This window comes from Lampropedia hyalina DSM 16112, from assembly GCF_900129055.1.
GTDB classification, from domain to species: Bacteria; Pseudomonadota; Gammaproteobacteria; order Burkholderiales; family Burkholderiaceae_C; genus Lampropedia; species Lampropedia hyalina.
In genome coordinates this window covers 17893-42325 of the sequence record NZ_FQUZ01000029.1, presented here as the reverse complement: position 1 = coordinate 42325, position 24433 = coordinate 17893, and the positions used below count along the sequence as shown (strand labels likewise).

The 24433-nt window shown below is 53.9% G+C and carries 26 protein-coding genes; 14 read left to right on the top strand and 12 right to left on the bottom strand.

What is annotated here, in order from left to right; all coding sequences use genetic code 11:
• Window positions 1-485: 485 nt before the first annotated feature.
• From BUE21_RS11340 to BUE21_RS11330, 3 genes are read right to left on the bottom strand one after another with little or no spacing between them, the layout of a single operon-like run.
• Window positions 486-1433 carry a DMT family transporter gene (locus BUE21_RS11340; protein WP_084523221.1) on the bottom strand — a complete coding sequence of 316 codons (948 nt, stop codon included), beginning with the start codon at window positions 1431-1433 and terminating at the stop codon, window positions 486-488.
• Window positions 1434-1468: 35 nt separating this feature from the next.
• Window positions 1469-2290, bottom strand: coding sequence for a PHP domain-containing protein (locus BUE21_RS11335; protein ID WP_073356777.1), 822 nt, complete (start codon window positions 2288-2290; stop codon window positions 1469-1471).
• Window positions 2291-2347: 57 nt separating this feature from the next.
• Complete coding sequence (locus BUE21_RS11330) at window positions 2348-2737, bottom strand: acyl-CoA thioesterase (protein WP_073356776.1); 390 nt, start codon at window positions 2735-2737, stop codon at window positions 2348-2350.
• Between the two features lie 339 nt (window positions 2738-3076).
• On the opposite strand from BUE21_RS11330, the gene BUE21_RS11325 reads away from it, so the two are divergent.
• From BUE21_RS11325 to pyrC, 5 genes are all read left to right on the top strand, one after another.
• A complete protein-coding gene (locus BUE21_RS11325) occupies window positions 3077-3973 on the top strand; it encodes a transporter substrate-binding domain-containing protein (protein WP_073356775.1) in 897 nt (298 codons plus the stop codon).
• A 184-nt stretch (window positions 3974-4157) separates the two neighbouring features.
• Entirely contained in the window at window positions 4158-4910 is a 753-nt protein-coding gene (locus BUE21_RS11320; RefSeq protein WP_073356774.1) for an amino acid ABC transporter permease, read from the top strand.
• Between the two features lies 1 nt (window position 4911).
• Window positions 4912-5577, top strand: coding sequence for an amino acid ABC transporter permease (locus tag BUE21_RS11315; RefSeq protein WP_073356773.1), 666 nt, complete (start codon window positions 4912-4914; stop codon window positions 5575-5577).
• A gap of 21 nt (window positions 5578-5598) precedes the next feature.
• Window positions 5599-6336, top strand: coding sequence for an amino acid ABC transporter ATP-binding protein (locus BUE21_RS11310; RefSeq protein WP_073356772.1), 738 nt, complete (start codon window positions 5599-5601; stop codon window positions 6334-6336).
• Window positions 6336-7397: a dihydroorotase gene (gene pyrC / locus BUE21_RS11305; RefSeq protein WP_073356771.1), complete on the top strand. Its 1062-nt coding sequence runs from the start codon at window positions 6336-6338 to the stop codon at window positions 7395-7397. Before BUE21_RS11310 ends, pyrC begins: the two co-directional genes overlap by 1 nt.
• A 19-nt stretch (window positions 7398-7416) precedes the next feature.
• On the opposite strand, the gene dnaB is transcribed toward pyrC, so the two are convergent.
• From dnaB to rpsF, 4 genes are all read right to left on the bottom strand, one after another.
• Entirely contained in the window at window positions 7417-8856 is a 1440-nt protein-coding gene (gene dnaB, locus BUE21_RS11300) for a replicative DNA helicase (protein WP_073356770.1), read from the bottom strand.
• A 233-nt stretch (window positions 8857-9089) separates the two neighbouring features.
• Window positions 9090-9542, bottom strand: a complete 453-nt coding sequence (rplI, locus tag BUE21_RS11295; protein WP_073356769.1) for a 50S ribosomal protein L9 — start codon at window positions 9540-9542, stop codon at window positions 9090-9092.
• A gap of 14 nt (window positions 9543-9556) precedes the next feature.
• On the bottom strand, window positions 9557-9838 hold the full coding sequence (gene rpsR, locus BUE21_RS11290; RefSeq protein ID WP_073356768.1) for a 30S ribosomal protein S18: 282 nt from the start codon (window positions 9836-9838) through the stop codon (window positions 9557-9559).
• Window positions 9839-9943: 105 nt separating this feature from the next.
• Complete coding sequence (rpsF, locus tag BUE21_RS11285) at window positions 9944-10327, bottom strand: 30S ribosomal protein S6 (protein WP_073356767.1); 384 nt, start codon at window positions 10325-10327, stop codon at window positions 9944-9946.
• A gap of 278 nt (window positions 10328-10605) precedes the next feature.
• Between rpsF and BUE21_RS11280 the strand changes: the two genes are divergently transcribed.
• Window positions 10606-10959, top strand: a complete 354-nt coding sequence (locus tag BUE21_RS11280) for a ComEA family DNA-binding protein (RefSeq protein WP_073356766.1) — start codon at window positions 10606-10608, stop codon at window positions 10957-10959.
• 279 nt (window positions 10960-11238) lie between these two features.
• On the opposite strand, the gene BUE21_RS11275 is transcribed toward BUE21_RS11280, so the two are convergent.
• Window positions 11239-12243: a transglycosylase SLT domain-containing protein gene (locus BUE21_RS11275; protein ID WP_073356765.1), complete on the bottom strand. Its 1005-nt coding sequence runs from the start codon at window positions 12241-12243 to the stop codon at window positions 11239-11241.
• Window positions 12244-12631: 388 nt separating this feature from the next.
• Window positions 12632-13438 carry a hydroxyacylglutathione hydrolase gene (gene gloB, locus BUE21_RS11270; RefSeq protein WP_073356764.1) on the bottom strand — a complete coding sequence of 269 codons (807 nt, stop codon included), beginning with the start codon at window positions 13436-13438 and terminating at the stop codon, window positions 12632-12634.
• On the opposite strand from gloB, the gene BUE21_RS11265 reads away from it, so the two are divergent.
• The 5 genes from BUE21_RS11265 to coaE all read left to right on the top strand — a co-directional run bounded on the left by BUE21_RS11265 (window position 13437) and on the right by coaE (window position 18839).
• Complete coding sequence (locus BUE21_RS11265) at window positions 13437-14168, top strand: class I SAM-dependent methyltransferase (RefSeq protein WP_073356763.1); 732 nt, start codon at window positions 13437-13439, stop codon at window positions 14166-14168. The two genes, gloB and BUE21_RS11265, sit on opposite strands and share 2 nt — an antisense overlap.
• 150 nt (window positions 14169-14318) lie before the next feature.
• Window positions 14319-16046 carry a type IV-A pilus assembly ATPase PilB gene (gene pilB, locus BUE21_RS11260; RefSeq protein ID WP_073356762.1) on the top strand — a complete coding sequence of 576 codons (1728 nt, stop codon included), beginning with the start codon at window positions 14319-14321 and terminating at the stop codon, window positions 16044-16046.
• 29 nt (window positions 16047-16075) lie between these two features.
• Window positions 16076-17302, top strand: a complete 1227-nt coding sequence (locus tag BUE21_RS11255) for a type II secretion system F family protein (RefSeq protein WP_073356761.1) — start codon at window positions 16076-16078, stop codon at window positions 17300-17302.
• 1 nt (window position 17303) lies between these two features.
• Entirely contained in the window at window positions 17304-18176 is an 873-nt protein-coding gene (locus tag BUE21_RS11250; RefSeq protein ID WP_073356760.1) for a prepilin peptidase, read from the top strand.
• Window positions 18177-18179: 3 nt separating this feature from the next.
• On the top strand, window positions 18180-18839 hold the full coding sequence (gene coaE, locus BUE21_RS11245) for a dephospho-CoA kinase (RefSeq protein ID WP_073356759.1): 660 nt from the start codon (window positions 18180-18182) through the stop codon (window positions 18837-18839).
• 47 nt (window positions 18840-18886) lie between these two features.
• On the opposite strand, the gene BUE21_RS11240 is transcribed toward coaE, so the two are convergent.
• Window positions 18887-19345: an FKBP-type peptidyl-prolyl cis-trans isomerase gene (locus tag BUE21_RS11240; protein WP_073356758.1), complete on the bottom strand. Its 459-nt coding sequence runs from the start codon at window positions 19343-19345 to the stop codon at window positions 18887-18889.
• A 168-nt stretch (window positions 19346-19513) separates the two neighbouring features.
• A complete protein-coding gene (locus tag BUE21_RS11235; RefSeq protein ID WP_073356757.1) occupies window positions 19514-20080 on the bottom strand; it encodes a cob(I)yrinic acid a,c-diamide adenosyltransferase in 567 nt (188 codons plus the stop codon).
• A gap of 336 nt (window positions 20081-20416) precedes the next feature.
• On the opposite strand from BUE21_RS11235, the gene BUE21_RS11230 reads away from it, so the two are divergent.
• From BUE21_RS11230 to lptC, 3 genes are read left to right on the top strand one after another with little or no spacing between them, the layout of a single operon-like run.
• Window positions 20417-21418, top strand: coding sequence for a KpsF/GutQ family sugar-phosphate isomerase (locus tag BUE21_RS11230; RefSeq protein WP_073356756.1), 1002 nt, complete (start codon window positions 20417-20419; stop codon window positions 21416-21418).
• Window position 21419: 1 nt separating this feature from the next.
• On the top strand, window positions 21420-21980 hold the full coding sequence (locus BUE21_RS11225) for a KdsC family phosphatase (RefSeq protein WP_073356755.1): 561 nt from the start codon (window positions 21420-21422) through the stop codon (window positions 21978-21980).
• A gap of 11 nt (window positions 21981-21991) precedes the next feature.
• A complete protein-coding gene (gene lptC, locus BUE21_RS11220) occupies window positions 21992-22591 on the top strand; it encodes an LPS export ABC transporter periplasmic protein LptC (RefSeq protein ID WP_084523215.1) in 600 nt (199 codons plus the stop codon).
• On the opposite strand, the gene BUE21_RS11215 is transcribed toward lptC, so the two are convergent.
• Window positions 22582-24351 carry a bifunctional ornithine lipid synthase OlsF gene (locus tag BUE21_RS11215; protein WP_073356754.1) on the bottom strand — a complete coding sequence of 590 codons (1770 nt, stop codon included), beginning with the start codon at window positions 24349-24351 and terminating at the stop codon, window positions 22582-22584. The two genes, lptC and BUE21_RS11215, sit on opposite strands and share 10 nt — an antisense overlap.
• Between the last annotated feature and the right edge of the window lie 82 nt (window positions 24352-24433).

Below are 24433 nucleotides of genomic sequence, written 5' to 3'. Positions count from 1 at the left end.
GCCAGCGTTCAATCTGAGCCAGGATCAAACTCTATAGTTCGATCTTGTTAAACTCACTCAAAACGGAATTGAAGTGGATTTGTAAATCATAAGACTTACACACTTCATGTTCTGTTCATGAGCGTTTGGCTTTCCATATATAATGGTTGCCAGGCATCTCTGCCTTTGTTCCTAAGAACTTGAGCAATTACCAAACGCCCACGCTTATCGGCTGTATGTTTTTAACGAACACCAAAGAAAACAAACTATCTAATCCGTCTTCTTTTTTAAGAACCTCACCGCGATCAGTGAAGCCCTCTACTATAACACAACTTTCAGAAGCTTTTGAAAATAATTTGAAGAATTTTTGCAAGCTCTTCAAATCAACTCTCAACCCCTCGGCACATCAGCTTAAAGCCAAACTGCCAAACAAGACTTCGAAGCGTCTTCACACTTCTTCTGTCCCGCGAAAGATCGATACTATACCACGGGTTTTCGGTAGTAGATCAGAAATTTTTCAAATTTTGAAAATTTCTTCTCTCCCTGTGCGTCAGCAGGGTGCCGATTGTACCCGCAGCAATGATGAGCCCTATGCCAATGAACGTGAAAATATCAACCGCCTTGGCAAATACCAGCCAGCCCGCGAAAGTGGCAAAGGGTAGTTGGATGTACAGATAAGGGGTCAGCACGCTGGCAGGTGCGTACTGGTAGGCACTGACCAGCAGGATATGACCGCAGCTGGCTGCAACGGCCCCCAGTGCCAGGACGCTCCACATGAGAGCAGATGCGTCCACACTCCAATAACGGGGCAACAGGATGCTCAAGACGATAACCCCCAGAAGCCCGCTGTAGAAATGAGTGCTCAAAGGGGTGTCCTTGGATGCCAGTCGGGAAGTGACGATCAGAAAAAAGGTGTTGCTGACCAATGCGCCCAGCGGATACAACAGCATCCATGAAATGGTGTGGCTTCCGGGCCGGATGACGGTGATCGTTCCGGCCACAGAAACCGCCAGCAAAACCCAGCGAAGTGGGCGAACTGCTTCACGGGACAGGAAGGCGACCAGTACGGAGACGACGACGGGGGTCATCATCATGACGGCAGCAAATTCACCTACCGACACATGGCGCAGACTGAGGAATGCAAAAATGCTGGTCAGGACAAACAGCAGGCCACGAAATATCTGCAATCCCGGTTCTTTGGCTTTGGGCAGCAATCGCCCTTCCAGCCGGTATACGGCCACTGCGCTGAAGGCGGTCTGGATGCAATAGCGTACCCAGAGGGCCATGACCACAGGAATGGCAGTAGCGACATACTGCATGCTGGTATCCAGCATGGCAAAGAATGCAGTTGCCAGAACAGTCATGCCAATGCCTCTGAGAGAGGGATTGGCAGCAAGGATTGGGGGCATATATTTGGAGGGAGAAGCGGGCAGATGCCGCAGGTGAATTCTCATCCAAAAGTTTCTGCGGCGCACTCATGCGCAGTCAATCACTCCCAAACTGCTACACATTCCGGCGGCAATGCAGGTAGGCTTCCAACGTCCACGCGCGATTCCTTTGGGCAGTGAAAATCACTGCCTCGGGAGGCTTTCAGGCCAAAGTATGTGGCCTGGGCAGCATAGTGACTGTACTCGGATGGTTGCTGACTGCCGGTAACTACTTCAATGGCCGTTCCGCCACACTCCTTGAATACGCAAAGCAATGCGTATTCCTGCATATCGGTCAGCCGATAGCGGGCAGGGTGGGCAATCACTGCCAGACCGCCTGCACCAGCAATCCAACCTACTGCGTCTTGCAGACTGGCCCATTGGTGGGGCACATAACCGGGACGGCCTGGCACAAGGTATTTCTGAAATACCGCGTGGATGGTGGGGCAGATGCCCTGCTGCACGAGGTAACGGGCAAAGTGGGCGCGCGAGACGGTTTCCGGGTGGCTGGCAAACCGCATGGCTCCTTGCCAAGCATCAGGAATTCCTGCCACTTCCAGCGCGGATGCCATCGCCTGGCCTCGTTGCCAACGGCCCCGGCGAATGTGCTCCAGGCCTTGTTGCAAGGGCAGGTTTTGAATATCCACCCCCAAGCCCACGATATGGATGCTTTTGCCAAGAAAGGATGCTGATATTTCCACGCCTGTGAGGTAGGACAAACCCAGGGCCACGGCTGCATTTTGTGCGCTGACCTGACCATCGAGGGTGTCATGGTCGGTCAGCGACCAAAGGGTGACACCGTTTCGATGGGCACGACTCGCCAAGGCTTCGGGAGTCAATGTGCCGTCCGAAAACACCGAATGGGAATGCAGGTCAGCATTCATGTGAGCACAATCCCTGTTCTACATGGACATACCGGCAATCCTCCCGTAGAAAAAGCATCATGAAGTGGTTTTTCCAGCATCGCCCTGTGGGGGCAGTAGACGAGGGCGGCCGTTTTCGTCAATCGCCACATAAGTGACCAGTGCCTCAGTGACCTTGACATATTCCTGTTGGCGGTGGATGTGTTCTGCAAAAACTTCCACCAGCACCTGAATGGATGTGCGGCCGATTCTGGTGATCTTCGAGTAGAAAGAAAGCACGTCACCAACATGCACCGGCTGTTTGAATACGAATTCATTGACAGCTACCGTGGACATACGTCCGCCAGCATAACGAGTGGGCAGCACGGAAGCAGCAATATCGACTTGTGCCATGACCCAACCACCAAAGATGTCACCATTGAAATTTTGATCCTTGGGCATGGGCATGACTTTGAGCACCAGTTCCATATCGACAGGCAGTTGTACGCACTGATGAATATAGTGTTATTCTTTGTCTTGCATATTTCACACCCTAGGGAAGGTCTGCAAAACCCGTTGCGCCGCCCACATCCCGCCACTGGGCGCATCGCCGCGTTGGATTTTGCGGTCAATAGCCCCGCTATTGACCGCAAAATCCGCCTTGCGCTGCATCCCATTGGCGGGCGCGGGCTTACCGCAAGAGTTTTGCAGACCTTCCCTAGTAGAAAATGCAGTTTCGCCCCAGGCTTTTGTCCAGTGTGCCCGCCCGCACTTGGTGTGTGGCTCACAGCACACTGAGCGGGCATTCTCACGACCAAGGAGCTTGCAATGAAAAAACACATTTTGGCATTGAGCATCACCATTCTGGCCGGCGGTGCCGCCTATGCACAGAGTGGTGACACACTGGCAAAGATCAAGAACAGCGGAGAAGTCACACTCGGCGTTCGGGAGTCTTCAGGTCTGGGCTACACACTGGGCAACGGCGTGTATGTGGGCTTCCACACCGAGATGGGCGAAAACATCATCAAGGACCTCGAAAAGACCGTGGGCCGCCCCCTGAAGATCAAGTACCAGCCCGTGACATCCCAAAACCGCATTCCACTGGTGACCAATGGCAGTGTCGATCTGGAATGCGGCTCCACCACCAACAACACCGCACGCCAGCGTGAAGTGGACTTCGCCTACACCACCTATGTGGAAGAAGTGCGCATGGCCGCCAAAGCCAACTCGGGCATTGCCTCTGTGGCCGATCTGAATGGCAAAAACGTGGCCGTGACCACCGGCACCACTTCGGTGCAGACACTGCGCCGCAACAAACGGGCGGAAAACATCAACTTCCGTGAAGTCATGGGCAAGGATCATGCGGACAGTTTCCTGCTGCTGGAGACTGGACGGGCCGATGTATTCGTGATGGACGGCTCGATTCTGGCGGCGAATATCTCGAAGTCTCGCAATCCAGCCGACTTCAAGATCGTCGGCGAAGTGCTGAATGTGGAGCCGATTGCCTGTATGTTGCGCAAGAATGACGGAGCATTCAAAGCTGCTGTGAACGAGAGCATCAAGCGTCAGATTGCCGATGGCACACTGGAAGTGCTGTGGGACAAATGGTTCCTGAAACCCACTCCACCGGCCAATACCGTCATTGGCCTGCCGCTTTCGGAAGCCACCAAAGCCGCATGGGCCAACCCGAATGACAAGCCCATGGAAGCCTATGTGATCGACTGAGTGCATCACCGGCATTCACCGTGGAGGGCGTGGCATTGCCCTCGTGCAAGCCATGTCCTCCACAGCCCATGCCAGTCCCTGCGGCAGTCATTGGCATGAAGCATGCTTTCATGCGCTGGCACACTCAAAGGCCCACTGGCAACATCCACAAGCCTTCAGACTCGCACACGGAAAGGACTCCAAAATGAACTGGGATTGGCAGTTTTTCTGCCAGGACACGCTGGACATGCACGTCGTGCAAGGCTGTTTTGGCAAAGATGGCGAGATCACCTATCTGGACTGGATGCTGTCGGCCTGGGGCTGGACGGTATCGGTGGCCCTGCTGGCCCTGGTGCTGGCCCTGGTGGTCGGGTCGGTGATTGGCATTCTGCGCACCCTGCCCGGCAGCCGCTTCTGGGCGACCTTCGGCACAACCTGGGTGGAAGTGTTCCGCAACATTCCGCTGTTGGTACAGATTTTTCTCTGGTACCACGTTCTGCCTGCCTTCATCCCCGTGTTGCAGGGACTGCCGGGGTTTGTGCTGGTGGTGCTGGCACTGGGCTTCTTCACCTCCGCCCGCATTGCCGAACAGGTGCGCTCCGGCATCGAGGCACTACCGCGTGGCCAGCGGTATGCAGGCATGGCACTGGGCTTTACCACGGCACAGTATTACCGCTATGTGCTGTTGCCCATGGCCTACCGCATCATCATTCCGCCGCTGACCAGCGAATCGATGAACGTGTTCAAGAATTCTTCTGTGGCTTTTGCCGTTTCGGTGGCGGAACTGACCATGTTCGCCATGCAGGCACAGGAAGAGACCGCGCGTGGCGTGGAAGTCTATCTGGCAGTGACCGCACTCTACATCCTGTCGGCATTCGTCATCAACCGCATCATGGCCCTGATCGAGAAGCGCACCCGGGTGCCGGGCTTCATCGCGGGTGCATCGGGAGGGCATTGACATGGATTTCGACTTCTCCTTCTACACCTGGAGCCTGATCAGTGATTACGTCTGGAAAGGACTGGTGTTCAGTGTCTGGCTGACCGTCATCGCCACGGCGGGCGGCATATTCTTCGGCACCTTGCTGGCCCTGATGCGGCTTTCCGGGCAGAAATGGCTGGCCGTTCCTGCCACCATCTATGTGAACGGCATGCGCAGCATTCCACTGGTGATGGTGCTGCTGTGGTTCTTCTTGCTGGCTCCCATCATCACCGGGCGACCGGTGGGCGCAGAACTGTCGGCCATCATCACCTTCATTGCATTCGAAGCAGCATACTTCAGCGAAATCATGCGGGCAGGCATTCAGTCCATTCCGCGTGGCCAGGTTTTCGCGGGCAATGCACTCGGCATGAGCTACAGCCAGAACATGCGCTTGGTGATCTTGCCGCAGGCTTTGCGCAATATGCTACCCGTGTTGCTGACACAGACCATCATCCTGTTTCAGGACACCTCGCTGGTGTATGCCATCGGTGCGTATGACATGCTCAAAGGCTTCGAGACTGCCGGCAAGAACTTTGGCCGCCCGATGGAGGCCTATGTGGCGGCTGCGGCCATCTACTTCGTCATCTGCTTTGGTCTATCGTGGCTGGTCAAGCGGCTGCATCGCAAAATTGCCATCATCCGCTGAACGCAATGGAAGGAAAACATCATGATCGAACTGAAGAATGTCTCCAAATGGTATGGCCAGGTACAAGTGCTCAACAATTGCAGCACCCGCATCGAAAAAGGTGAAGTGGTGGTGGTGGCTGGCCCCTCGGGTTCGGGCAAATCCACACTCATCAAAACCATCAACGCGCTGGAGCCATTCCAGAAGGGGGAAATCTGGGTCGATGGTGTGCCCGTCCACGACCCCAAGACCAACCTGCCCAAGCTGCGCAGTCGCGTGGGCATGGTGTTTCAGCACTTTGAGTTGTTCCCACACCTGACCGTCACCGAAAACCTGACGATTGCGCAAATCAAGGTGCTGGGCCGCAGCAAAAGCGACGCCCTGGCGCACGGCCTGAAATACCTGGAGCGCGTAGGTCTGCTGGCACACAAGGACAAGTTCCCCGGCCAGCTCTCGGGTGGCCAGCAACAGCGCGTGGCCATTGCCCGCGCCCTGAGCATGGACCCCATCGTCATGCTGTTCGACGAGCCCACCTCCGCACTCGACCCCGAAATGGTGGGCGAAGTGCTGGATGTCATGGTGGGCCTGGCCAACGAAGGCATGACCATGATGGTTGTGACGCACGAAATGGGCTTTGCCCGCAAGGTTGGCAGCCGGGTCATTTTCATGGATGTAGGCGGCAAGATTCTGGAGGACTGCTCCACCGAGGAATTCTTCGGCCACCCCGATGGCCGCCAGCCCCGCACCAAGGAATTCCTGCACAAAATCTTGCAGCACTGATGAGGGCGTGTCTGCGACAATCGGCTGCCATGAATACACTGACCCTCACCCGCCCCGATGACTGGCACCTGCACTTGCGCGATGGTGTCTTCCTGCAAACCACGGTAGCCCATGCCGCACAGCAGTTTGGCCGTGCCATCGTCATGCCCAACCTGCGCCCACCTGTCACCACTGTGGAGCAGGCACTGGCATACAAGGAACGGATTCTGGCCGCCATTCCCGCAGGCATGCAGTTCGAGCCACTGCCGACGCTGTACCTCACCGACAACCTGGCCCCAGCCGAAATCGTCAAGGCGCGCCAGGCAGGTATTCTGGCCTGCAAGCTTTACCCCGCTGGAGCCACCACCAACAGCGATGCCGGGGTCACCAGCCTGCAAAAAATTCATCCGGTGCTCGAAGCCATGCAGGCCCAGGGCATGATTTTGCTGGTACACGGCGAAGTCACCGATCCGGCCATCGACCTGTTCGACCGTGAAGCCGTCTTCATCGATCAGCAACTGATACCACTGCGGCGCGACTTCCCGGAACTGAAAATCGTGATGGAGCACATCACCACCCGCGAAGCCGCCCAATACGTCACCCAGGCCGATGACCGACTGGCTGCCACCATCACCGCCCACCATCTGCTCTACAACCGCAATGCCATCTTCACCGGCGGCATCCGACCCCATTACTACTGCCTGCCGGTACTCAAACGCGAAACCCACCGCCAGGCTTTGGTGGAGGCCGCCACATCCGGCAACGCCAAGTTCTTTCTGGGCACCGACAGCGCGCCCCATGCCGCCCACCTGAAGGAACATGCCAGCGGTTGCGCAGGCTGCTACACCGCCCATGCTGCGCTGGAACTGTATGCCCAGGCATTTGAAGCGGCGAATGCGCTGGAACAACTCGAAGCCTTTGCCAGCTTCAACGGCCCGGACTTCTACAACCTGCCACGCAACACCAACACCGTGCACCTGGAAAAACAGCCCTGGGTCGTACCAGAAAGCTACTCCTACGGCGAAGCCCAGCTCAAACCGCTGTGCGCCGGGGAAACATTGTCATGGAAGCTGGTTTCCTGACCTTGCCAGCATCTGCACTTCAATAAGCATCCATATCCCCCCGCGCCAGATTCTCGAAGCGCGTCTGATTCTTCTGAAAATACAGGTTGATGGCTCCGGTGGGGCCATTGCGCTGCTTGCCGATGATGATCTCGGCCTGGTTCGGGTACTTGCTGTTCTCGCGGTTGTAGTAATCGTCGCGGTAAATGAACATGATGAGGTCGGCATCCTGCTCGATGGCCCCCGATTCACGCAGGTCGCTCATCATCGGACGCTTGTCCGTGCGGGTCTCCACACTGCGGTTGAGCTGCGACAGGGCGATCACCGGGCAGGCCAGCTCCTTGGCCAGCATCTTCAAGCCGCGCGAAATCTCCCCCAGCGTGGTGGCCCGGTTTTCTTCCGCCCCCGAACCGGAGCCACTCATCAGTTGCAGGTAATCCACCACAATCAGCCCCAGCTTGCCGCACTGCCGCGCCAGCCGCCGGGCATTGGCCCGCAGTTCGGTGGGAGTCAGCCCTGGGGTTTCATCAATGTGCAGGTTCACCGTGCGCAGGCGTTCGATGGCCTCGGTCAGGCGCGGCCATTCCTCATCGGTGAGCTTGCCGGTGCGCAGACGGGTCTGGTCGATGCGGCCAATCGAACCCACAATCCGCACCGCCAGTTGCGCCGCGCCCATTTCCATCGAGAAGATGGCCACCGGCATCTGCTCATGCAGGGCCACATGCTCGGCGATGTTGATGGCAAAGGCCGTTTTCCCCATGGAAGGGCGTGCCGCCAGCACGATCAGATCGCCGCCCTGCAAGCCCGAGGTCATGCGATCCAGATCGATGAAGCCGGTGGGCACGCCAGTGATGTCGTTGGGGTTGCCCGCCATCTCCTCGACGCGATCGAGCAAGTCCACCACCAGCCGCTCCATCGGCTGGAAGCCCTGCTTCATGCGGGCACTCTCCTGGGCAATCGCAAAGACCTTCTGTTCGGCTTCATCCAGAATCTGCCCAACCTCACGACCACGCGGACTGAAGGCAGAAGCCGCGATTTCATCGCTGGCCGTGATGAGCTTGCGCAGTACCGCCCGCTCCCGGATGATCTCGGCATAGCGGCGGATGTTGGCCGCGCTGGGCACATACTGGGCCAGCATGTTCAGGTAGGCAACGCCCCCCACTTCCTCGGCCTTGCCAATGCTGCGCAGTTGCTCGAACACGGTGATGACATCGGCGGGCTTGCCCGCATCGATGAGAGTCATCATCGCCGTGAAAATGTGCTGGTGTTCGCTGCGGTAGAAATCGGACTGACGCACCAGATCGGACACCCGCTCCCAGCCCTGGTTGTCCAGCAACAGGCCGCCCAGCACGCTCTGCTCGGCCTCGACGGATTGCGGCGGCAGGCGCAGATCGGCAATCTGTGGGTCACTGCTGGGGGCAAAGTGACCTGCCACAGCCTCGGTTGCTTCAAAAGCGGGATGCAAGGTATCGGGGTTCATGGAAAGTGAGCCAATGTAGAGAGGATTTCAGGCCACACCCGCAAGCCATCTGGGATACGGTGCAGAAACGTTCAAGGTTATCACCGGACTGCCCCAACGGCAGGAACACGGGAAAGAAAAAAACCGCCTGTCAAAAGGCGGTTTTTTCAGGGAATCAGCGAGGATGGCCGATCAGACACCATACGGAACCATATCGGAAAGACCCACCATCCACACCATTCAGGCCAATGGCATCAGGCAGTTTCGCCGAACACAGCCACCTGAATTTCCACGTCCACATCGGTATGCAACGCCACAACCACTGTGGTGTCGCCCACGGTCTTGATCGGGCCATTGGGCAAACGCACTTGCGACTTGTGAACTTCAAAGCCTTGCTTGACCAGCTCGGCAGCGATGTCGTGGTTGGTCACGGAACCAAACAGACGGCCATCGACACCGGCTTTCTGGGAGATGCGCACCACTGCGCCATTGAGCTTCTCGCCAGCAGCCTGGGCCTGGGCCAGCTTCTCGGCAGCAGCCTTTTCCAGCTCGGCACGACGGGCCTCGAACTCGGCCTTGGCCTGCACCGTGGCGCGACGGGCACGGCCTGTAGGAATCAGGAAGTTACGGGCATAACCGTCCTTGACGGTCACGATATCGCCCAGGTTGCCCAGATTGACGACTTTATCCAGAAGAATGATTTGCATGTGATGGCTCCCTGTCAGATTTTGTGCTGGTCTGTGTAAGGCAGCAGAGCCAGGAAACGCGCACGCTTGATGGCCGTGTTCAACTGGCGTTGGTAAATGGCGCGAGTGCCGGTCAGGCGTGCGGGGATGATCTTGCCGTTTTCGGCAATGAAATCACGCAGGGTATCGACATCCTTGTAGTCGATCTCTTCCACGCCTGCCACCGTGAAGCGGCAGAAACGCTTGCGCTTGAACAGCAGGTTCTGGTTGTTGCGCTTGGGGCGACGGTCTTTGTTGAAACGTTTGGGTCCAGCCATGATTGGCTCCTGAAATCGAAATAAAAAACGACCAACTTGCTTGGGCCTGCACCTTGTTCACAAGGCACAACGCAGGCTCGGGCAAGCCAAGAAAGTGAAAGAGCGTCAGGCCCGATCCTGGGTCTGGGTCTGCTCGGCAGCCTGGGCGGACTTGCGGGCTTCTTCGCGCTCAACAGCCTTGAGCATCAGCGAAGGAGTGGTTTCCGCCTTGTCTTTCTTCACGGTCAGTTGGCGCAGCACGGCATCGTTGAAACGGAAAGCGTGCTCCAGTTCGTCCATGACGGTCTGGCTGGCTTCGATGTTCAGCAGCAGATAATGTGCCTTCACCAGTTTGTTGATAGGGTAGGCCAATTGGCGACGACCCCAGTCTTCTTCACGGTGGATGGCACCGCCGCCCTCGGTGATGAGGGTCTTGTAGCGATCCAGCATGGCTGGAACCTGCTCGCTTTGATCCGGGTGGATGAGCAGGATGATTTCATAGTGACGCATGAATACTCCCTTGTGGAATGAAATGCCACGGCCGCGTCAACAGCCCTTGTGGCAAGGAAACCAGCAATTATATCCTGCCAACTGCTTGGCAAACAAGCACATTATCGATAGACCCATCACCCCAGCTCTTCCCAGGTCTGATGGTTACAGACCACATTTCCAGTCCACTCTCTGCCAAATTTGGCAGAACATCGTAAAAACCCCTACACCAATGCAATTGAGGCTCATTAATATAGGACTTCGCCATTTCTACTCTGTATCACTGAAAGGATTCGTCCATGCTGAAAACGATTGTGAGCTTTTTTCTGGCATTGTTTGCCACTGCACTTTTTGCTGCCACCGATGCCAACCAAGCCAGCGCAGAAGAACTGACCCGCATCAAAGGCATCGGCCCCGCCACGGCGGAACGCATCATCGACGAAAGAGAGAAAGCCCCCTTTCAGAATTGGGATGATTTCATTCAACGCGTCAAAGGCGTGGGAGTCAGCAAAGCCACCACGCTGTCGGCATCAGGTTTGACCGTGCAAGGACAAGCTTATGCTCCAGCTGCTGCACCAGCCCCTGCTCCCGCCACCCCTGCGGCGGAAACAGCCCCATCTGCTGCAAGCAATACCACAAACCCAAAGAAATGATGATGCAGCGGACTGCACATCAAGCATGAAGGAAAGACCTGCACAAACCTCGTGTGATTGACCGTTTTTGCAGGCCTTTTCTCATCATCCAAGAACGTGTTTACGATCTCGGCGCGAGTGCTGTTGTACCTCAAGAACCATAGCTGCAAGGCGAAAACCGCAGTCGGGCTGGTGGCCCGGCGAGGATTTTCAACGCCGCAGATGCGCCTCTTGAGGGGCAACCCATAGGGTATGGCGTAGCCATACAGCTTCGCGCAGAGATCGTAAACACGTTCCAAGTCAGCGCGACCCGGCAGGTTGCAATCGCAGTTGCCCTGAATGGGCCAATTCGGCACTGACATCGCGCTGCACGGATTGCGCACGCGGAACCAGTACCGCAGACCCTGTGGCCACCAGCATGTCCGATGGAATGCGGTTCACGCTGCGCAATACATCCTCGTGGATACCGAAGTGCTGTGCAATCTCTGTGGCGTTCATTGTGCGAGGGGTCTGCCACACCGTCCAGCTCGCCAGCTTGCCATTGCGGTGGCGACGCAGATTGTTTTTGTAGGTTTGCGCATTGTCCCAAGGCAATAACACCTCCTTGGTTGCTGCCGCAAAAATCACCGGCCCGTTGTGTGCAGGATTCAATGAACGAAAATCCTGTACGGAAATGCCTGCCAGCCGCGCCACCAGATCGACATCCATGTCGCGCTGAACATCCACAGTTTCAAAATAGGGATGGTTTCCGATTTCCGCCAGATCAACCCCATACTTGCTGGGATTGCTCACAATCTCCTTCAATGCTTGCAGTTTGGGGATGTACATGCGGGTTTCTTCAGGCATGGACAAATCCAGGTATTGCGTACCCAGCCCCTTGTCCTGATTGCTGGTGCGGGCACGCGACACATTGCCTTGCCCCCAGTTGTAAGCAGCCAACGCAAGATGCCAGTCGCCAAAACGATTGTGAAGTTGCTCCAGATAATCCAGTGCTGCACGGGTCGATGCCAATACGTCACGTCGGTCATCCCGGAACACGTTCTGCCTCAAATCCAGCGATGCGCCAGTGGCTGGCATGAACTGCCACATGCCAGCCGCCTTCGCATGGGAAACCGCTTCAGGATTGAAGGCACTCTCCACAAAAGGCAGCAAGGCCAACTCCGTGGGCATATTGCGCCGCTCCAGCTCTTCAACAATGTGAAACAGATACTTGCTGGAACGCGCAGTCATGCGCTGGAGGTATCCAGGGCTGCGCACGTACCAACGAATGCGATCTTCCACCTGCTGGGTCTGCAAGTCAGACATGGCAAAGCCCTGCCGAATACGCCCCCACAAATCTTCCGGCGGTTGCAATCCAGGCACCAACGAAGACTCCAAACGAACCGATGCAATCGGGCTCAATCCTGTCCGTGCAGACTGTGCCTCCAGTCCCGCCCTCTGCCGCTGGGCAGTCGAAGCTGGATGGGCAGGTGCACGACTGACCTTGCCAGTGGAAATCGTCGTCGCCAAGGTCAGTGAAGCCGGCTGCGACACCGCATCGGCCCGCACGGGAGCAGCCCGATCCGTAGTGCTGCTTTTCTCCTCAGGCGTAGACACAGTCTGGCAGGCAGACAGCACCGAGACGGCCAGCAGGCATGAAAACAGCCTGGCAGGCCGACGCAAAAAGGAATCCGACATACAAAAATCCAGGTTACTAAAAATTGTTTTTCCATTCACGCAGGGCGGCAAAAACAGCCATATCATCGTATGGCATGGAGCTACTGAAACGCTCTGATACACGATCCCGCACCGAAGGCCAATGGATTCGCAAAAAAGGATTCACCTGCAATTCCCGTTCCAGCGAGGAAGGCAATGTGGGCAAGCCCCGATCACGCAGAGATCGACAATGCAACAAATAGTTGCTTGACGCATCATTGTCCGGCTCCACCACGAGGGCAAAACGCAGATTCTCCAGCGTGTACTCATGACCACCATACACCAGCGTTTCCGGTGCAAGTCTCATCAATTTCTGCAACGAGTGCAGCATTTGCTCTGCAGAGCCTTCAAGCAAGCGGCCACAACCTGCCGAAAAAAGGGTATCTCCACAAAACAACAGCGGAGCGTCCAGACGCTCCCGATTGGAACCCGTGCAATCCGCATGGAACGCAATGTGTCCCTGGGTATGGCCAGGCACATCCAACACAGCAAAATGCACTCCCAACACATCCAGCACATCGCCCTCGGCCAAGCCCTCGAACGGCACCGGAAGACGCTCCCGTGATGGACCATACACTGCCAAATTCCTGAACACCTGCTGCAATGCAGCAATGCCCCCGGTATGATCGTGGTGGTGGTGAGTCACCAGCACAGCCTGCAACGCCAGATTCTGCTGCTCCAGCGCATGCAAAACCGGCCTGGCTTCACCAGGATCAATGACCAGTGCATTTTGCCCATCGTGCAAAAGCCAGATGTAGTTATCATGGAGTGCAGCAACGGCCTGAATTTGGAGTTTGGCATTCATGACCTCTGCGATTATAAATTTGGATGACTGGTTCACCAATACCCCAGCAGGACGCTATGCCTTGGCTTGGCAACAACAGCAATATGATGAAGTCGTGCCGAACATCTTCGGTCAGTGTGCCCTGCAACTTGGCACACCCAGCATTGGGGGCTTGCACCACAGCCGCATCCTCCACGCCTGGGTGACAAGCCAGAATCCTGACGCCACCACCAAGCCACCTGATCCCCCTGGCACATCGACATCTTTTCCGGCACTGGTCGCGCATACAGAAGCACTGCCATTTGCCACAGAGCAATTCGATCTGGTTCTGTTACCCCACACACTGGAGGCCAACAAGCGACCTCACTACACCTTGCAGGAAGCGAACCGCATACTTCGCCCTGAAGGCCGCCTGATCATCAGTGGCTTCAATCCGCTTCGAATCTGGGGAGTTCGTCCTGGCCATCATGAATTGCATTGGGGATCATCCGTTAGCCCCTTGCAGGTTCGCAATTGGCTGCGCCCATTGGGCTACGAAATCAACCGCCTGCATACAGGATGCTGCCTGCCAGGTTTTCAACGGGCCAGCTGGATTAGGCACTTACAATGGATAGATCATTTTGTTACATCCAGGTGGTGTGTATGGGGAGGAATTTATTTTTTAGTGGCAACCAAACATGTACATGGCTCTAAAATTCTTGGATTATCTCAATTGCATCATAAACCCTGTATCGCATCTGTCACAGCCTAAAAAACACTATTTCAACCAACTTTACATCATTTATTAAAAACAACGAGCAAAACATCCATTCAATATGAAGTTAAATTTCACCACAACTCCATTCGTTCTCTCGCTCTCTGCAAAACCAGCTATTTTGCAAACATCCTGAAGGAAATATTGATGGCAAGCGAAGATATCAGCAAAAAAAAATCAGTTCCGACTCCCATCGTACCCAGCATTGCGCGTGCATTGATTGCGGCACAGAAACTCACGGAACAACAGGTTCTGCAAATTCTGCAACAAATGCAGAAAGAAAAAAAAGAGTTCATTGATATCGCCCTAGAAGAAAAATTTCTCAGTGCAGGCGACTTGGCGCAAACCATTTCAGAAGTTTTTGATGTCCCTTACCTTGACCTCTCTGCCGTCGATGCCCTGCGACTCCCACAAAATTTACTTGAACATAAACTCTGTCTTTCCTATCGAGTCGTGGTACTGGGAAAGCGTCCCAATCGCCTGATTGTGGCTTCAGCAGACCCCACCAACCGGGATGTAGCTGAAAAAATAAAATTTGCTACCCAGACACCTGTGGAATGGGTCGTGGTCGAGCTTCCGAAAATCACAGCCATCCTAGACAGTATCGGGAAATCCTATGCGCAGGATGCACCATCGGATGACTTTGAATTCGGTGAGCTTGCTATAGCAACATCCAACCAGGAAGAGGAAGATTCGGACCAAGTCGATGCGGATGATGCCCCGGTGGTACGGTTTCTACAAAAAATGATTGTCGATGCCTACAAAATGGGAGCATCCGACCTTCACTTCGAACCTTACGAATTCAATTACCGCATCAGGTTTCGGATAGACGGGGAGCTACAGGAACATGCCAATCCTCCTGTAGCCATCAAAGAGAAACTGGCTTCACGCATCAAAGTTATTTCACGCCTTGATATTTCTGAAAAAAGAATTCCTCAAGATGGAAGAATGAAAATGAAAATCGGTGGAAAATCGATTGATTTTCGTGTCAGTACACTACCCACCTTATTCGGAGAAAAAATTGTTATTCGTATATTGGACTCCAGCAGTGCCAAAGTCGGAATTGATGCGCTAGGATATGAACCCATCGAAAAAAATCGTTTGCTCACTGCCATCGAACGCCCTTATGGAATGGTCCTGGTTACCGGACCCACAGGCTCAGGCAAAACCGTATCTCTATACACATGCTTGAATATTTTGAATAAACCTGGGGTCAATATTTCCACAGCAGAAGATCCGTCTGAAATCAATCTCCCTGGTGTCAATCAAGTGAATGTCAATGAAAAATCGGGATTGACCTTTGCAGCAGCATTGAAATCTTTTTTACGTCAGGATCCCGACATCATCATGGTTGGTGAAATTCGAGACCTTGAAACAGCCGACATTGCGATCAAAGCTGCACAAACAGGTCACATGGTTCTATCTACTCTACACACCAATGATGCACCAACCACACTGACCCGTCTACGAAATATGGGAATCGCACCATTCAATATTGCATCCAGTGTCATTCTGATCACAGCACAACGGTTGGCCCGTAGACTTTGCAAAGAATGCAAAGAAGTCGCAGATATTCCAATGGAAGCATTGATTGATGCAGGGTTTGATTACGAAGATCTGGATGGCAGCTGGGCTCCATATAAAGCAGTAGGCTGCTCAGCCTGTAACAACGGCTATAAAGGGCGCGTCGGTATCTATCAGGTCATGCCCATCAGTGAAGAAATACAGCGTATCATCTTACGCGATGGATCTTCAATCGAAATCGAAAAACAAGCCATCAAGGAAGGGGTACGTACCTTGCGGCAATCAGGCTTGCAAAAAATAAAGGCTGGCACTACTTCATTGGAAGAAGTTCTGGCTGTTACCAACGCATAAATACCATTTAAATCCCAGGACCCCATACCATGGCCACCCTCAGTTCAAAAACATCCAATAAAGTCAAAGACTATCTTTATCAATGGGAAGGAAAAGACCGCAATGGCCGCACGATAAGAGGAGAAATGAATGCTGCTGGAGAAAACCAGGTTCGCTCTAGTTTACGCCGTCAAGGAATCTTGGCAAACAAAATCAAACGCCAACGACTGAAAACCGGAAAAAAAATAAAAGGCCGAGACATTGCCATATTCACACGGCAACTTTCCACCATGATGCGTGCCGGCGTTCCACTGCTACAAGCATTCGATATTGTTGCAAAAGGCAACCCAAACCCAAGTGTGACCCGTTTGCTTAACAATATCAAGGCAGATGTGGAAACCGGCAGCTCCTTGAGTGCCGCCTTTCGAAAATATCCTCTTTATTTTGACAATCTATATTGTAATTTGGTGGAAGCAGGAGAAGCGGCAGGTATTCTGGAAGACTTATTGGATCGTCTTGCTACATATATGGAAAAAATGGAAGCCATCAAGTCAAAAATCAAATCAGCCTTGATGTATCCAGTAGCAGTCATGATTGTGGCTGCTCTGGTTTTGACCGTTATTATGTTGTTTGTGATTCCTGCCTTCAAAGAAGTTTTCAGTAGTTTTGGCTCTGATCTCCCTGCTCCAACCACATTGGTCATTAATATGAGTGACTTTATTGTCAAATGGTTCTGGTTGATTGCGATTATTTTGGGAGCTGGTGGATACTTTATCTTTCAGGCATGGCGCAGAAGCGAGAAGATTCAAAATATGGTTGATAGAGCCATGTTGAGATTACCCGTTTTTGGTGAACTCGTCAATATGTCCAGTGTGGCACGCTGGACTCGTACCATGTCCACCATGTTTGCAGCAGGTGTGCCTTTGGTTGAATCACTGGATGCCGTCGGTGGAGCATCTGGAAACTATGTTTATCAAACTGCGACGGAGACAATCCAGAAGGAAGTAGCAACAGGTATCAGTCTCACAACCGCCATGACCAATGCCAATGTATTTCCAATGATGGTGATACAGATGGCCGCAATTGGCGAGGAGTCTGGTGCACTGGACCATATGCTTGGAAAAGCCGCTGACTTTTATGAGGCAGAAGTGGATACCAAGGTGGAAGGACTTTCTTCTTTGCTGGAACCCATCATCATCGTGGTGCTTGGTACGTTGATTGGTGGCCTTGTGGTTGCCATGTATCTCCCTATCTTCAAGCTCGGTCAGGTGGTTTAACGTGTCACAAATTCTGGCTGAACCATTGGTTTTTGGTTTTTTTGGCTTACTGATTGGCAGTTTTCTCAACGTGGTCATTTACAGACTTCCTGTTATGCTGCATCGCAACTGGCAGGAAGAAAGCATCCATTTTCTGAAAAGCGAAGGCATCGCCGTTCAATCTCCAGACGATAACTCTATAAAAATATCTCATAAACAGCCATTCAATCTGATGACGCCACGTTCACGGTGTCAGAATTGTGGCCATGCTATTTCTCCATGGGAAAACATACCGGTTTTCAGCTATCTGCTATTGGGAGGGAAGTGCTCTTCCTGTAAAGCTAAAATAAGCATACGTTATCCTTTGATTGAACTCACAACTGCAATCAGTTTCATGTTCTGTGGCTACCAATGGGGCATCGGACTGGAAGCAATTGCATGGTGCTTCTTTTTTTCCTGCTTGATTACTCTCATCATGATCGACTGGGATACCACACTGCTTCCCGACAATATTACGCTTCCATTGTTATGGGCTGGTTTATTGCTTTCATTGACGGGGATAATTGACACCAGGCTGGAAGATGCTTTATGGGGTGCAATGTTTGGCTATCTTTCGTTATGGTCTGTCTACTGGGTTTTCAAACTACTCACCAAGAAAGAAGGTATGGGCCATGGGGATTTCAAGTTTTTGGCAGCCTTGGGAGCATGGCTTGGATTCCAGGCCATCTTGCCCATATTGCTGGCATCCTCAGTGATTGGTGCCGGATTTGGTATTTTTCTGAAAATCCGCAATCACCTTCGTGAAGGGGGTTATATGCCTTATGGCCCATTTCTTGGTGGAGCAGGGATATTCGTGACAGTAACAGGAACCCAATGGTTCTACCAATTTCCATAACAGATGTCCTTTTTTCTTGAAAAAAACAATCTACCCTGCTGGGGTTTGACAGGTGGAATTGGCAGTGGCAAAAGCACCGTCGCCAAGATATGGATAAAGCTTCAAAATATATCATTAATTGATATTGACTCCATATCCCATTCCTTAACAGCCCCGGGAGGGGATGCCATCGATGCGATTGCGAAAAATTTCGGCTGCGAGTTCATAGAACAGGATACCCATTCATTGAATCGCACCAAAATGCGACAATATGTTTTTGGAAATTCTGAAGCACGTCAGAAGCTGGAATCGATTATTCATCCCTTGATTCATCAGAAAGTCCAGCAAGCGGTGACCGATTCAGCCCAACATGGTTACGATGCTGCTTTGCTGGATATTCCATTATTGGTTGAATCCGGTTTCTGGCAACATCAGCTGGATGCCGTGATTGTGGTGGATTGTTCAGTCGCCACCCAGATTCAGCGAGTCCAGGCCCGGAACCAACTCAGCATAGAAGCAATTGAAGCCATTATTGCGGCCCAGGCCACCCGGGAACAGCGTTTGGCAATGGCCGATGTGGTCATTGACAATGGCGAGACTGTGACATTGGCTTCGCTGGAAGCAGCTGTCCAATCTGCGATTGCATGCTTGACGCAACGCTTTCAAATCCCCTTCAAATCATGAAAATGGCGATCCTGATACGGTCTTCATCCAACAATGAAGGCTGTATTTCAGAGGATGCCGATCAACTTCACTTCAAATATGACGGGATGTCCTGCCAGAGGATGATTGAAATCGAACAAGACTGCGCCATCTTCACGCACTTGCAAGGCGACACCAGTGAAGCCACGCTGGCCCTCGGACACCGGGAACTGCACTACATCACCCAAGACGTATTCCTGATCAGGATCGCCCATCTCATCCAGCAATGTACGGGCCACCCATTGCAGCAGTTCCGGTTTTTTTTCACCAAATGCCTCGCTTTGGGCCAGTTCGATGGTGGTGTGAGTGCCTTCTGGCAATCCGATTAAACGATCTTCCAGAGCGGGGGAAAGCTGGCCTCCCCCAAGCGACAATGTGGAAGGCTGACCTCCAAATGTACTGACGATCTCCCCCGCAGGGCCTGCGAGTCGGTAATGCAATGTCAAGAATGAACCTGGTTGGACAACAGGAAGAGAAGATGCAGACATGAAACACAAGCTTTCTTGTGGAGTATGTAAAAAGGGAATGCCAGATACTTGCCGCGTTGAGGCAAAGACCAGTATGCACAACCGACCAATACGGAGTCAGCCTCAATCAAGAACGAGGTCGATCATCAGCATCTGAATTGCACGTAAGACATGCAATTCTCTGCATTTTCACGAATTTTCTTCGTTTTCCAGGCGTTTGCTCTTCCAGTACACCTCTCCTGCACCATGGTGCAGATTGAGGTAACGCGCCAATACGAAGAGCAGATCAGACAAACGATTGAGGTATTTGCGGGGCACGCCATGCATGCTTTCCAACTGCTCGACTGCGACCACACTGCGTTCTGCTCGCCGCGCCACAGTACGGCACACATGAGCCTGTGACGCTGCACGCGTGCCAGCAGGAAGAATGAATTCCCTCAGGCTGGGCAAGTCTGCATTGAGTGCCTGCACCGCTGTTTCCAGATCCAGCAGGGCTTCCTCCTGTATCAATTGATATCCGGGCATGGATAACTCCCCGCCCAGATTGAACAATTGATGTTGTATCTGCTGCAAAAGCAACTGGGTGTTTTCTGGCAAGGGTTCCGTCAGCAAGAGGCCTATGTGAGAGTTGAGTTCGTCCACATCACCAATTGCTTGGATACGCAAGGAATTTTTTGCCACGCGTGTGTTGTTGCCTAAGCCGGTCGTGCCATCGTCCCCAGTGCGGGTGGTGATTTTGGACAATCGATTTCCCATTCGTGCCTCCTTGAAAAGCCGCTTATTGTGCCGCAAAGTGACGTTTTACACAGACAAAAAATTTGCCTTTATTTTAATCTTATAGTTTATTTAAAAATATAGTAGTCATAGTAGAGTCTCGCATGAATTGTGAATAAGAAGTTTTTTTTGTTAAAAAACATCTACTTATGATTTTGAAAACTCATGAATAAGTGTGCTTTTGGTCTTGCTGGAAATGTGCATAACTTTTGCATTTGACTTGTTGTTGTGTATAAATTGCATTTTTTCTTTATGTTATCAACAGGCTTGCGCACATGGGTGATGAGGCGAAGAGATTGCCAACGGTAAAATGGCGGGATGAAACATGTGAACACCCCTTTGGATGGTTTTGATGCTGCCCGTGCCTGTCGCTTGGGAAGGCAGGCCGTGCAGACTGAAATTCAGGAACTGGAAGCGGTGTTGTCGCGTCTGGATGATGGCTTTGCCCAGGCCGTTCATCTGCTGTGGCAATCCACTGGCAGGGTGGTGGTCATGGGTATGGGCAAAAGCGGGCACATTGGCCGCAAGATTGCAGCCACCCTTTCTTCCACGGGAACACCGGCCATGTTCGTGCATCCGGCAGAAGCCAGTCATGGTGATCTGGGTATGGTGACGCGTGAAGATGTAGTGCTGGCTATTTCCAACAGTGGTGAGACGCAGGAGTTGATTGATATTTTGCCGGTGCTCAAGCGGTTGGGCAGTCCGTTGATTGCGCTGACCGGAAAAGCCACTTCCACGTTGGCCCGGTATGCGGATATCGTGCTTGACAGCCGCGTCAGCAAGGAGGCTGATCCGCTCAACCTGGCTCCTACGGCAAGCACTACGGTGCAACTGGCATTGGGTGATGCCTTGGCGGTGGCACTATTGGATGCCAAGGGTTTTCAGCCCGCTGATTTTGCCCGCTCCCATCCAGGAGGGGCACTGGGGAGGCGTTTACTGACGCATGTCCGGGATGTGATGCGCACGGGGGATGCGGTACCCCAGGTGACAGCGGATGCCGGTTTTGCCGAATTGATGGCACAGATGAGCAGCAAGGGAATTGGAGCAACGGCGGTGGTGGATGCGCAGCGGCACTTGCTGGGAATTTTCACGGACGGTGATCTGCGTCGGCATCTGGAGCTTGGGCGTGACTTGCGCCAGTTGCGGGCACAGGATTTGATGCATCCGTATCCCAAGACGGTTCAGGCCGATGCCATGGCTACCCAGGCAGCCGAGTTGATGGAACGCTACCGTATCACCAGCCTGTTGATTACCGATAGCAGCAATGTGTTGATTGGGGCCCTCCATGTGGGTGATCTGATGCGTGCAAAGGTGATCTGACATGCCTGCCATACCCATTGCCGAGCGTTTTTGCCATGAGTTGCTCCAGCAGGCCCAGTCCATCAAGGTGGCTTTTCTGGATGTGGACGGTGTATTGACCGATGGTGGTCTCTATATTGGTGCCGATGGTGAGGGCTTCAAGCGTTTTCACACTTTGGATGGCCATGGATTGAAACTGTTGCGCCAGGCAGGCATCGAGCCAGTGGTGATTACGGGGCGGGACAGTGCGGCTTTGCGCCATCGTCTCGCAGCATTGGGCATACGGCATGCAGTTTATGGTACGGAGCAGAAATTGCCTGCTGCTGTACAGATGTTGCAGGTATTGGGGCTGGACTGGGAGCAGGCCGCCGGCATGGGCGATGATTGGCCCGACTTGCCGGTATTGCAGCGTTGTCGTTTGGCCGTGGCCCCGCCGCTGGCCCATGCAGAAGTGCACCATGTCGCCCATTACGTCACCCGGGCAGGTGGAGGGCAGGGTGCGGTGCGTGAATTTTGTGATCTGTTGCTCATGGCCACTGGCCACTATGGTGCATTCTTGCAGCAGGCCCAGTTTTCCTCTTGATCCGGCATACCATGAAGTTTTCCCCGCGCAGTCTGAACTATGGGATGGACAAATTCTCCGTCTATCTGCCCCTGTTTGTCATGGCACTGTTGGCGTTGGCCACCTTCTGGCTGGCCCGCAATGCCCCGACTTTCGTACAGGAAGCACAGGTTGATCTGACCAGTACCGATCCTGACTATGCGATGCGGGATTTTGCAGTGCGTACCTATGCCGGATCGGGAAATCTGATGGTACAAATCCACGGAGAAAGTGGGCAGCATTACCCAGTGAGAGATTTGCTGGAAGTGCACCGCATCCGTGTCCGTTTCGTGGCCGATAACGGGCGTGTCACCACTGCGAGTGCCCAGACTGGCACCAGCAATGGCAAGGGAACGGAAATGAGCCTGAGGGGCAATGCCGTGGTGGTTCAGGAGCCATTGGCCCAGTCGCCCCGATTGGAGTTTCAGGGGGAGGAGCTGCTGTTGTGGCCCGAGGAAAGCCGGGTGCAATCGAATCTGCCAGTGACCCTGCTGCGTGGTGCCGACCGCATGAGTGGCGACACTTTGTATTACGACAAGAATCGACAGCAGATCGAGATCAAGGGGCGTGTACGCACCACACTTCAACCCTGAGAGGTGTTTTCTGCTGATTCACTGGATAGGTAACGTTTGCGCTTGTTGGGCTTGAGATGGTGCAGGTCGATGGCCGCCAGGCCGTCGATGCAGTCAGAAAATTCCCGATCCACGTGGAATGCACCAAACTGCACCCCACCTGCCTCGCACAATTCCACATACTGTTTGTAGAGTGGCGGAATGGAGCATCCCGATTGCGCCAGTTCGGCCTTGAGATGGGCCAAGCCTGCCTTGTAATCGAGTGATTCCCATGGGGTAGGGGCCTGTGTGGTGTGGCTGCCGAAAGGTGTGCGTGCGTTGGCCCAGGTGAACGGACTGGGAAAATAGTGCTGATAAAAGCCCACCAGCAGTGCCTGTGCCTGTGGCGGATAGCGGTTGCTGATGCTGACCGGGCCAAACAAATAGCGCACTTGCGGGTATTTCTGCAGGTAGGCTCCGATGCCGCGCCACAACATATCCAGTCCGTTCTGTCGCCAGTAACGGGGCTGGACGAAGCTGCGCCCCAGCTCGACGCCCTGGCTCAGATACTCCTGGGCACTGGCGTGGTATTCGAACAGGGTATGGCTGTAGAGGGGCTGCACACTGGCAGACAGGTCGAAGTTCGCTGGCACCGCGTCGCTGTGGTCGGCGCAGCCCAGCACGCGGCGCAGGCGGTAGGCTCCCACCAGTTCCAGCGCATCATCGTCCCACAGCACAATGTGATCGTAGTGTTTGTCGAAGGTGTCGATGTCACGGCGTTTGCCGCTGCCTTCACCCACGGCCCGAAAGCTCACTTCCCGCAGTCGGCCAATTTCCCGCATGACGGGAGAATCCTCGCTGTATTGGTACAGCATGATGTGCAGACCTTCGCGGGTCTTGCCCAGACGTTCGCACTGGCGGATGGCCTTGCGCAGGAGCTGGCGATCTTCTGGAGGGGCAATGCTGCGCGCGCCATCCCGGAACAGGGCCTCTCCTTTTTTCTTGCCGATCTTGTAGACATGCCGCTTGAACAGCTTGATGCGTGCGCGCCCCTGCAATGGCAGCTTGTCGTAGGTCTCGAAGGCAATGGCATGGCCAATGTGGATGCGAACCGTGTTGTGGCTGTGCTTGAACATCTCGCGTACCAGCCACCAGGTGGACATCGGCTTGGACAGCACCGACAGCCCATAGAAAAACACCGAGTTGCGGGCGTGAATGAAGATGGGCAGGATGGGGGCCTGAGTCTTGGTGGCGAACCGCAGAAACCCCTGCTGCCATGGGCCGTCACGCACTCCCTTGGGGCTGATGCGCGAGACCTCGCCGGCGGGAAAGATAATGACAGCCCCTTCCTGCTGCAAGTGCTGTTCGATGGCACGGAGATTGCCGCGCACGGTCTGGTTGCCCATATTGTCCACGGGCAGCAGCAGGTTCTGCAATGGCTCCAGGTAGCTGAGCATATCGTTGGCTACCACCTTCACATCCCGGCGCACTTGCCCCACCATTTTCAGCAGGGCCAGCCCATCCAGACTGCCAATGGGGTGGTTGGCCACAATCACCACCTTGCCCCATGTCGGAATGCGTTCGCGTTCGCGGTCGCTCACCGCCACACCGAAATCGAAATGCTCCAGCACCTGTTCCACAAATTCAAAGCCCTTCAGGTGCGGGTAGCGTTGGGCGAATGTCTTGAACTCTGCTTCCTTGAACAGCATTTGCAGCAATGCCAGCAGGGAGCGATAGGCTTTGGGATTCTTGCGTGGCAGATCGGGAAAACGCGTGTGGATGACGTTTTCAATCGAGATCATGGCGGACAACTCCTGTCGGACTTTGCGAAAAAGTGCGCTGGCAGCCCGCTCTGGTTCCGCGCCGCGCAGGCGGACAGAATGC

Coding starts and splice junctions, on each gene's coding strand:
- BUE21_RS11340 (WP_084523221.1), bottom strand. CDS start 1,433: ATGAGAATTCACCTGCGGCATCTGCCCGCTTCTCCCTCCAAATATATG.
- BUE21_RS11335 (WP_073356777.1), bottom strand. CDS start 2,290: ATGAATGCTGACCTGCATTCCCATTCGGTGTTTTCGGACGGCACATTG.
- BUE21_RS11330 (WP_073356776.1), bottom strand. CDS start 2,737: ATGGAACTGGTGCTCAAAGTCATGCCCATGCCCAAGGATCAAAATTTC.
- BUE21_RS11325 (WP_073356775.1), top strand. CDS start 3,077: ATGAAAAAACACATTTTGGCATTGAGCATCACCATTCTGGCCGGCGGT.
- BUE21_RS11320 (WP_073356774.1), top strand. CDS start 4,158: ATGAACTGGGATTGGCAGTTTTTCTGCCAGGACACGCTGGACATGCAC.
- BUE21_RS11315 (WP_073356773.1), top strand. CDS start 4,912: ATGGATTTCGACTTCTCCTTCTACACCTGGAGCCTGATCAGTGATTAC.
- BUE21_RS11310 (WP_073356772.1), top strand. CDS start 5,599: ATGATCGAACTGAAGAATGTCTCCAAATGGTATGGCCAGGTACAAGTG.
- pyrC (WP_073356771.1), top strand. CDS start 6,336: ATGAGGGCGTGTCTGCGACAATCGGCTGCCATGAATACACTGACCCTC.
- dnaB (WP_073356770.1), bottom strand. CDS start 8,856: ATGAACCCCGATACCTTGCATCCCGCTTTTGAAGCAACCGAGGCTGTG.
- rplI (WP_073356769.1), bottom strand. CDS start 9,542: ATGCAAATCATTCTTCTGGATAAAGTCGTCAATCTGGGCAACCTGGGC.
- rpsR (WP_073356768.1), bottom strand. CDS start 9,838: ATGGCTGGACCCAAACGTTTCAACAAAGACCGTCGCCCCAAGCGCAAC.
- rpsF (WP_073356767.1), bottom strand. CDS start 10,327: ATGCGTCACTATGAAATCATCCTGCTCATCCACCCGGATCAAAGCGAG.
- BUE21_RS11280 (WP_073356766.1), top strand. CDS start 10,606: ATGCTGAAAACGATTGTGAGCTTTTTTCTGGCATTGTTTGCCACTGCA.
- BUE21_RS11275 (WP_073356765.1), bottom strand. CDS start 12,243: ATGTCTGACTTGCAGACCCAGCAGGTGGAAGATCGCATTCGTTGGTAC.
- BUE21_RS11265 (WP_073356763.1), top strand. CDS start 13,437: ATGACCTCTGCGATTATAAATTTGGATGACTGGTTCACCAATACCCCA.
- gloB (WP_073356764.1), bottom strand. CDS start 13,438: ATGAATGCCAAACTCCAAATTCAGGCCGTTGCTGCACTCCATGATAAC.
- pilB (WP_073356762.1), top strand. CDS start 14,319: ATGGCAAGCGAAGATATCAGCAAAAAAAAATCAGTTCCGACTCCCATC.
- BUE21_RS11255 (WP_073356761.1), top strand. CDS start 16,076: ATGGCCACCCTCAGTTCAAAAACATCCAATAAAGTCAAAGACTATCTT.
- coaE (WP_073356759.1), top strand. CDS start 18,180: ATGTCCTTTTTTCTTGAAAAAAACAATCTACCCTGCTGGGGTTTGACA.
- BUE21_RS11240 (WP_073356758.1), bottom strand. CDS start 19,345: ATGTCTGCATCTTCTCTTCCTGTTGTCCAACCAGGTTCATTCTTGACA.
- BUE21_RS11235 (WP_073356757.1), bottom strand. CDS start 20,080: ATGGGAAATCGATTGTCCAAAATCACCACCCGCACTGGGGACGATGGC.
- BUE21_RS11230 (WP_073356756.1), top strand. CDS start 20,417: ATGAAACATGTGAACACCCCTTTGGATGGTTTTGATGCTGCCCGTGCC.
- BUE21_RS11225 (WP_073356755.1), top strand. CDS start 21,420: ATGCCTGCCATACCCATTGCCGAGCGTTTTTGCCATGAGTTGCTCCAG.
- lptC (WP_084523215.1), top strand. CDS start 21,992: ATGAAGTTTTCCCCGCGCAGTCTGAACTATGGGATGGACAAATTCTCC.
- BUE21_RS11215 (WP_073356754.1), bottom strand. CDS start 24,351: ATGATCTCGATTGAAAACGTCATCCACACGCGTTTTCCCGATCTGCCA.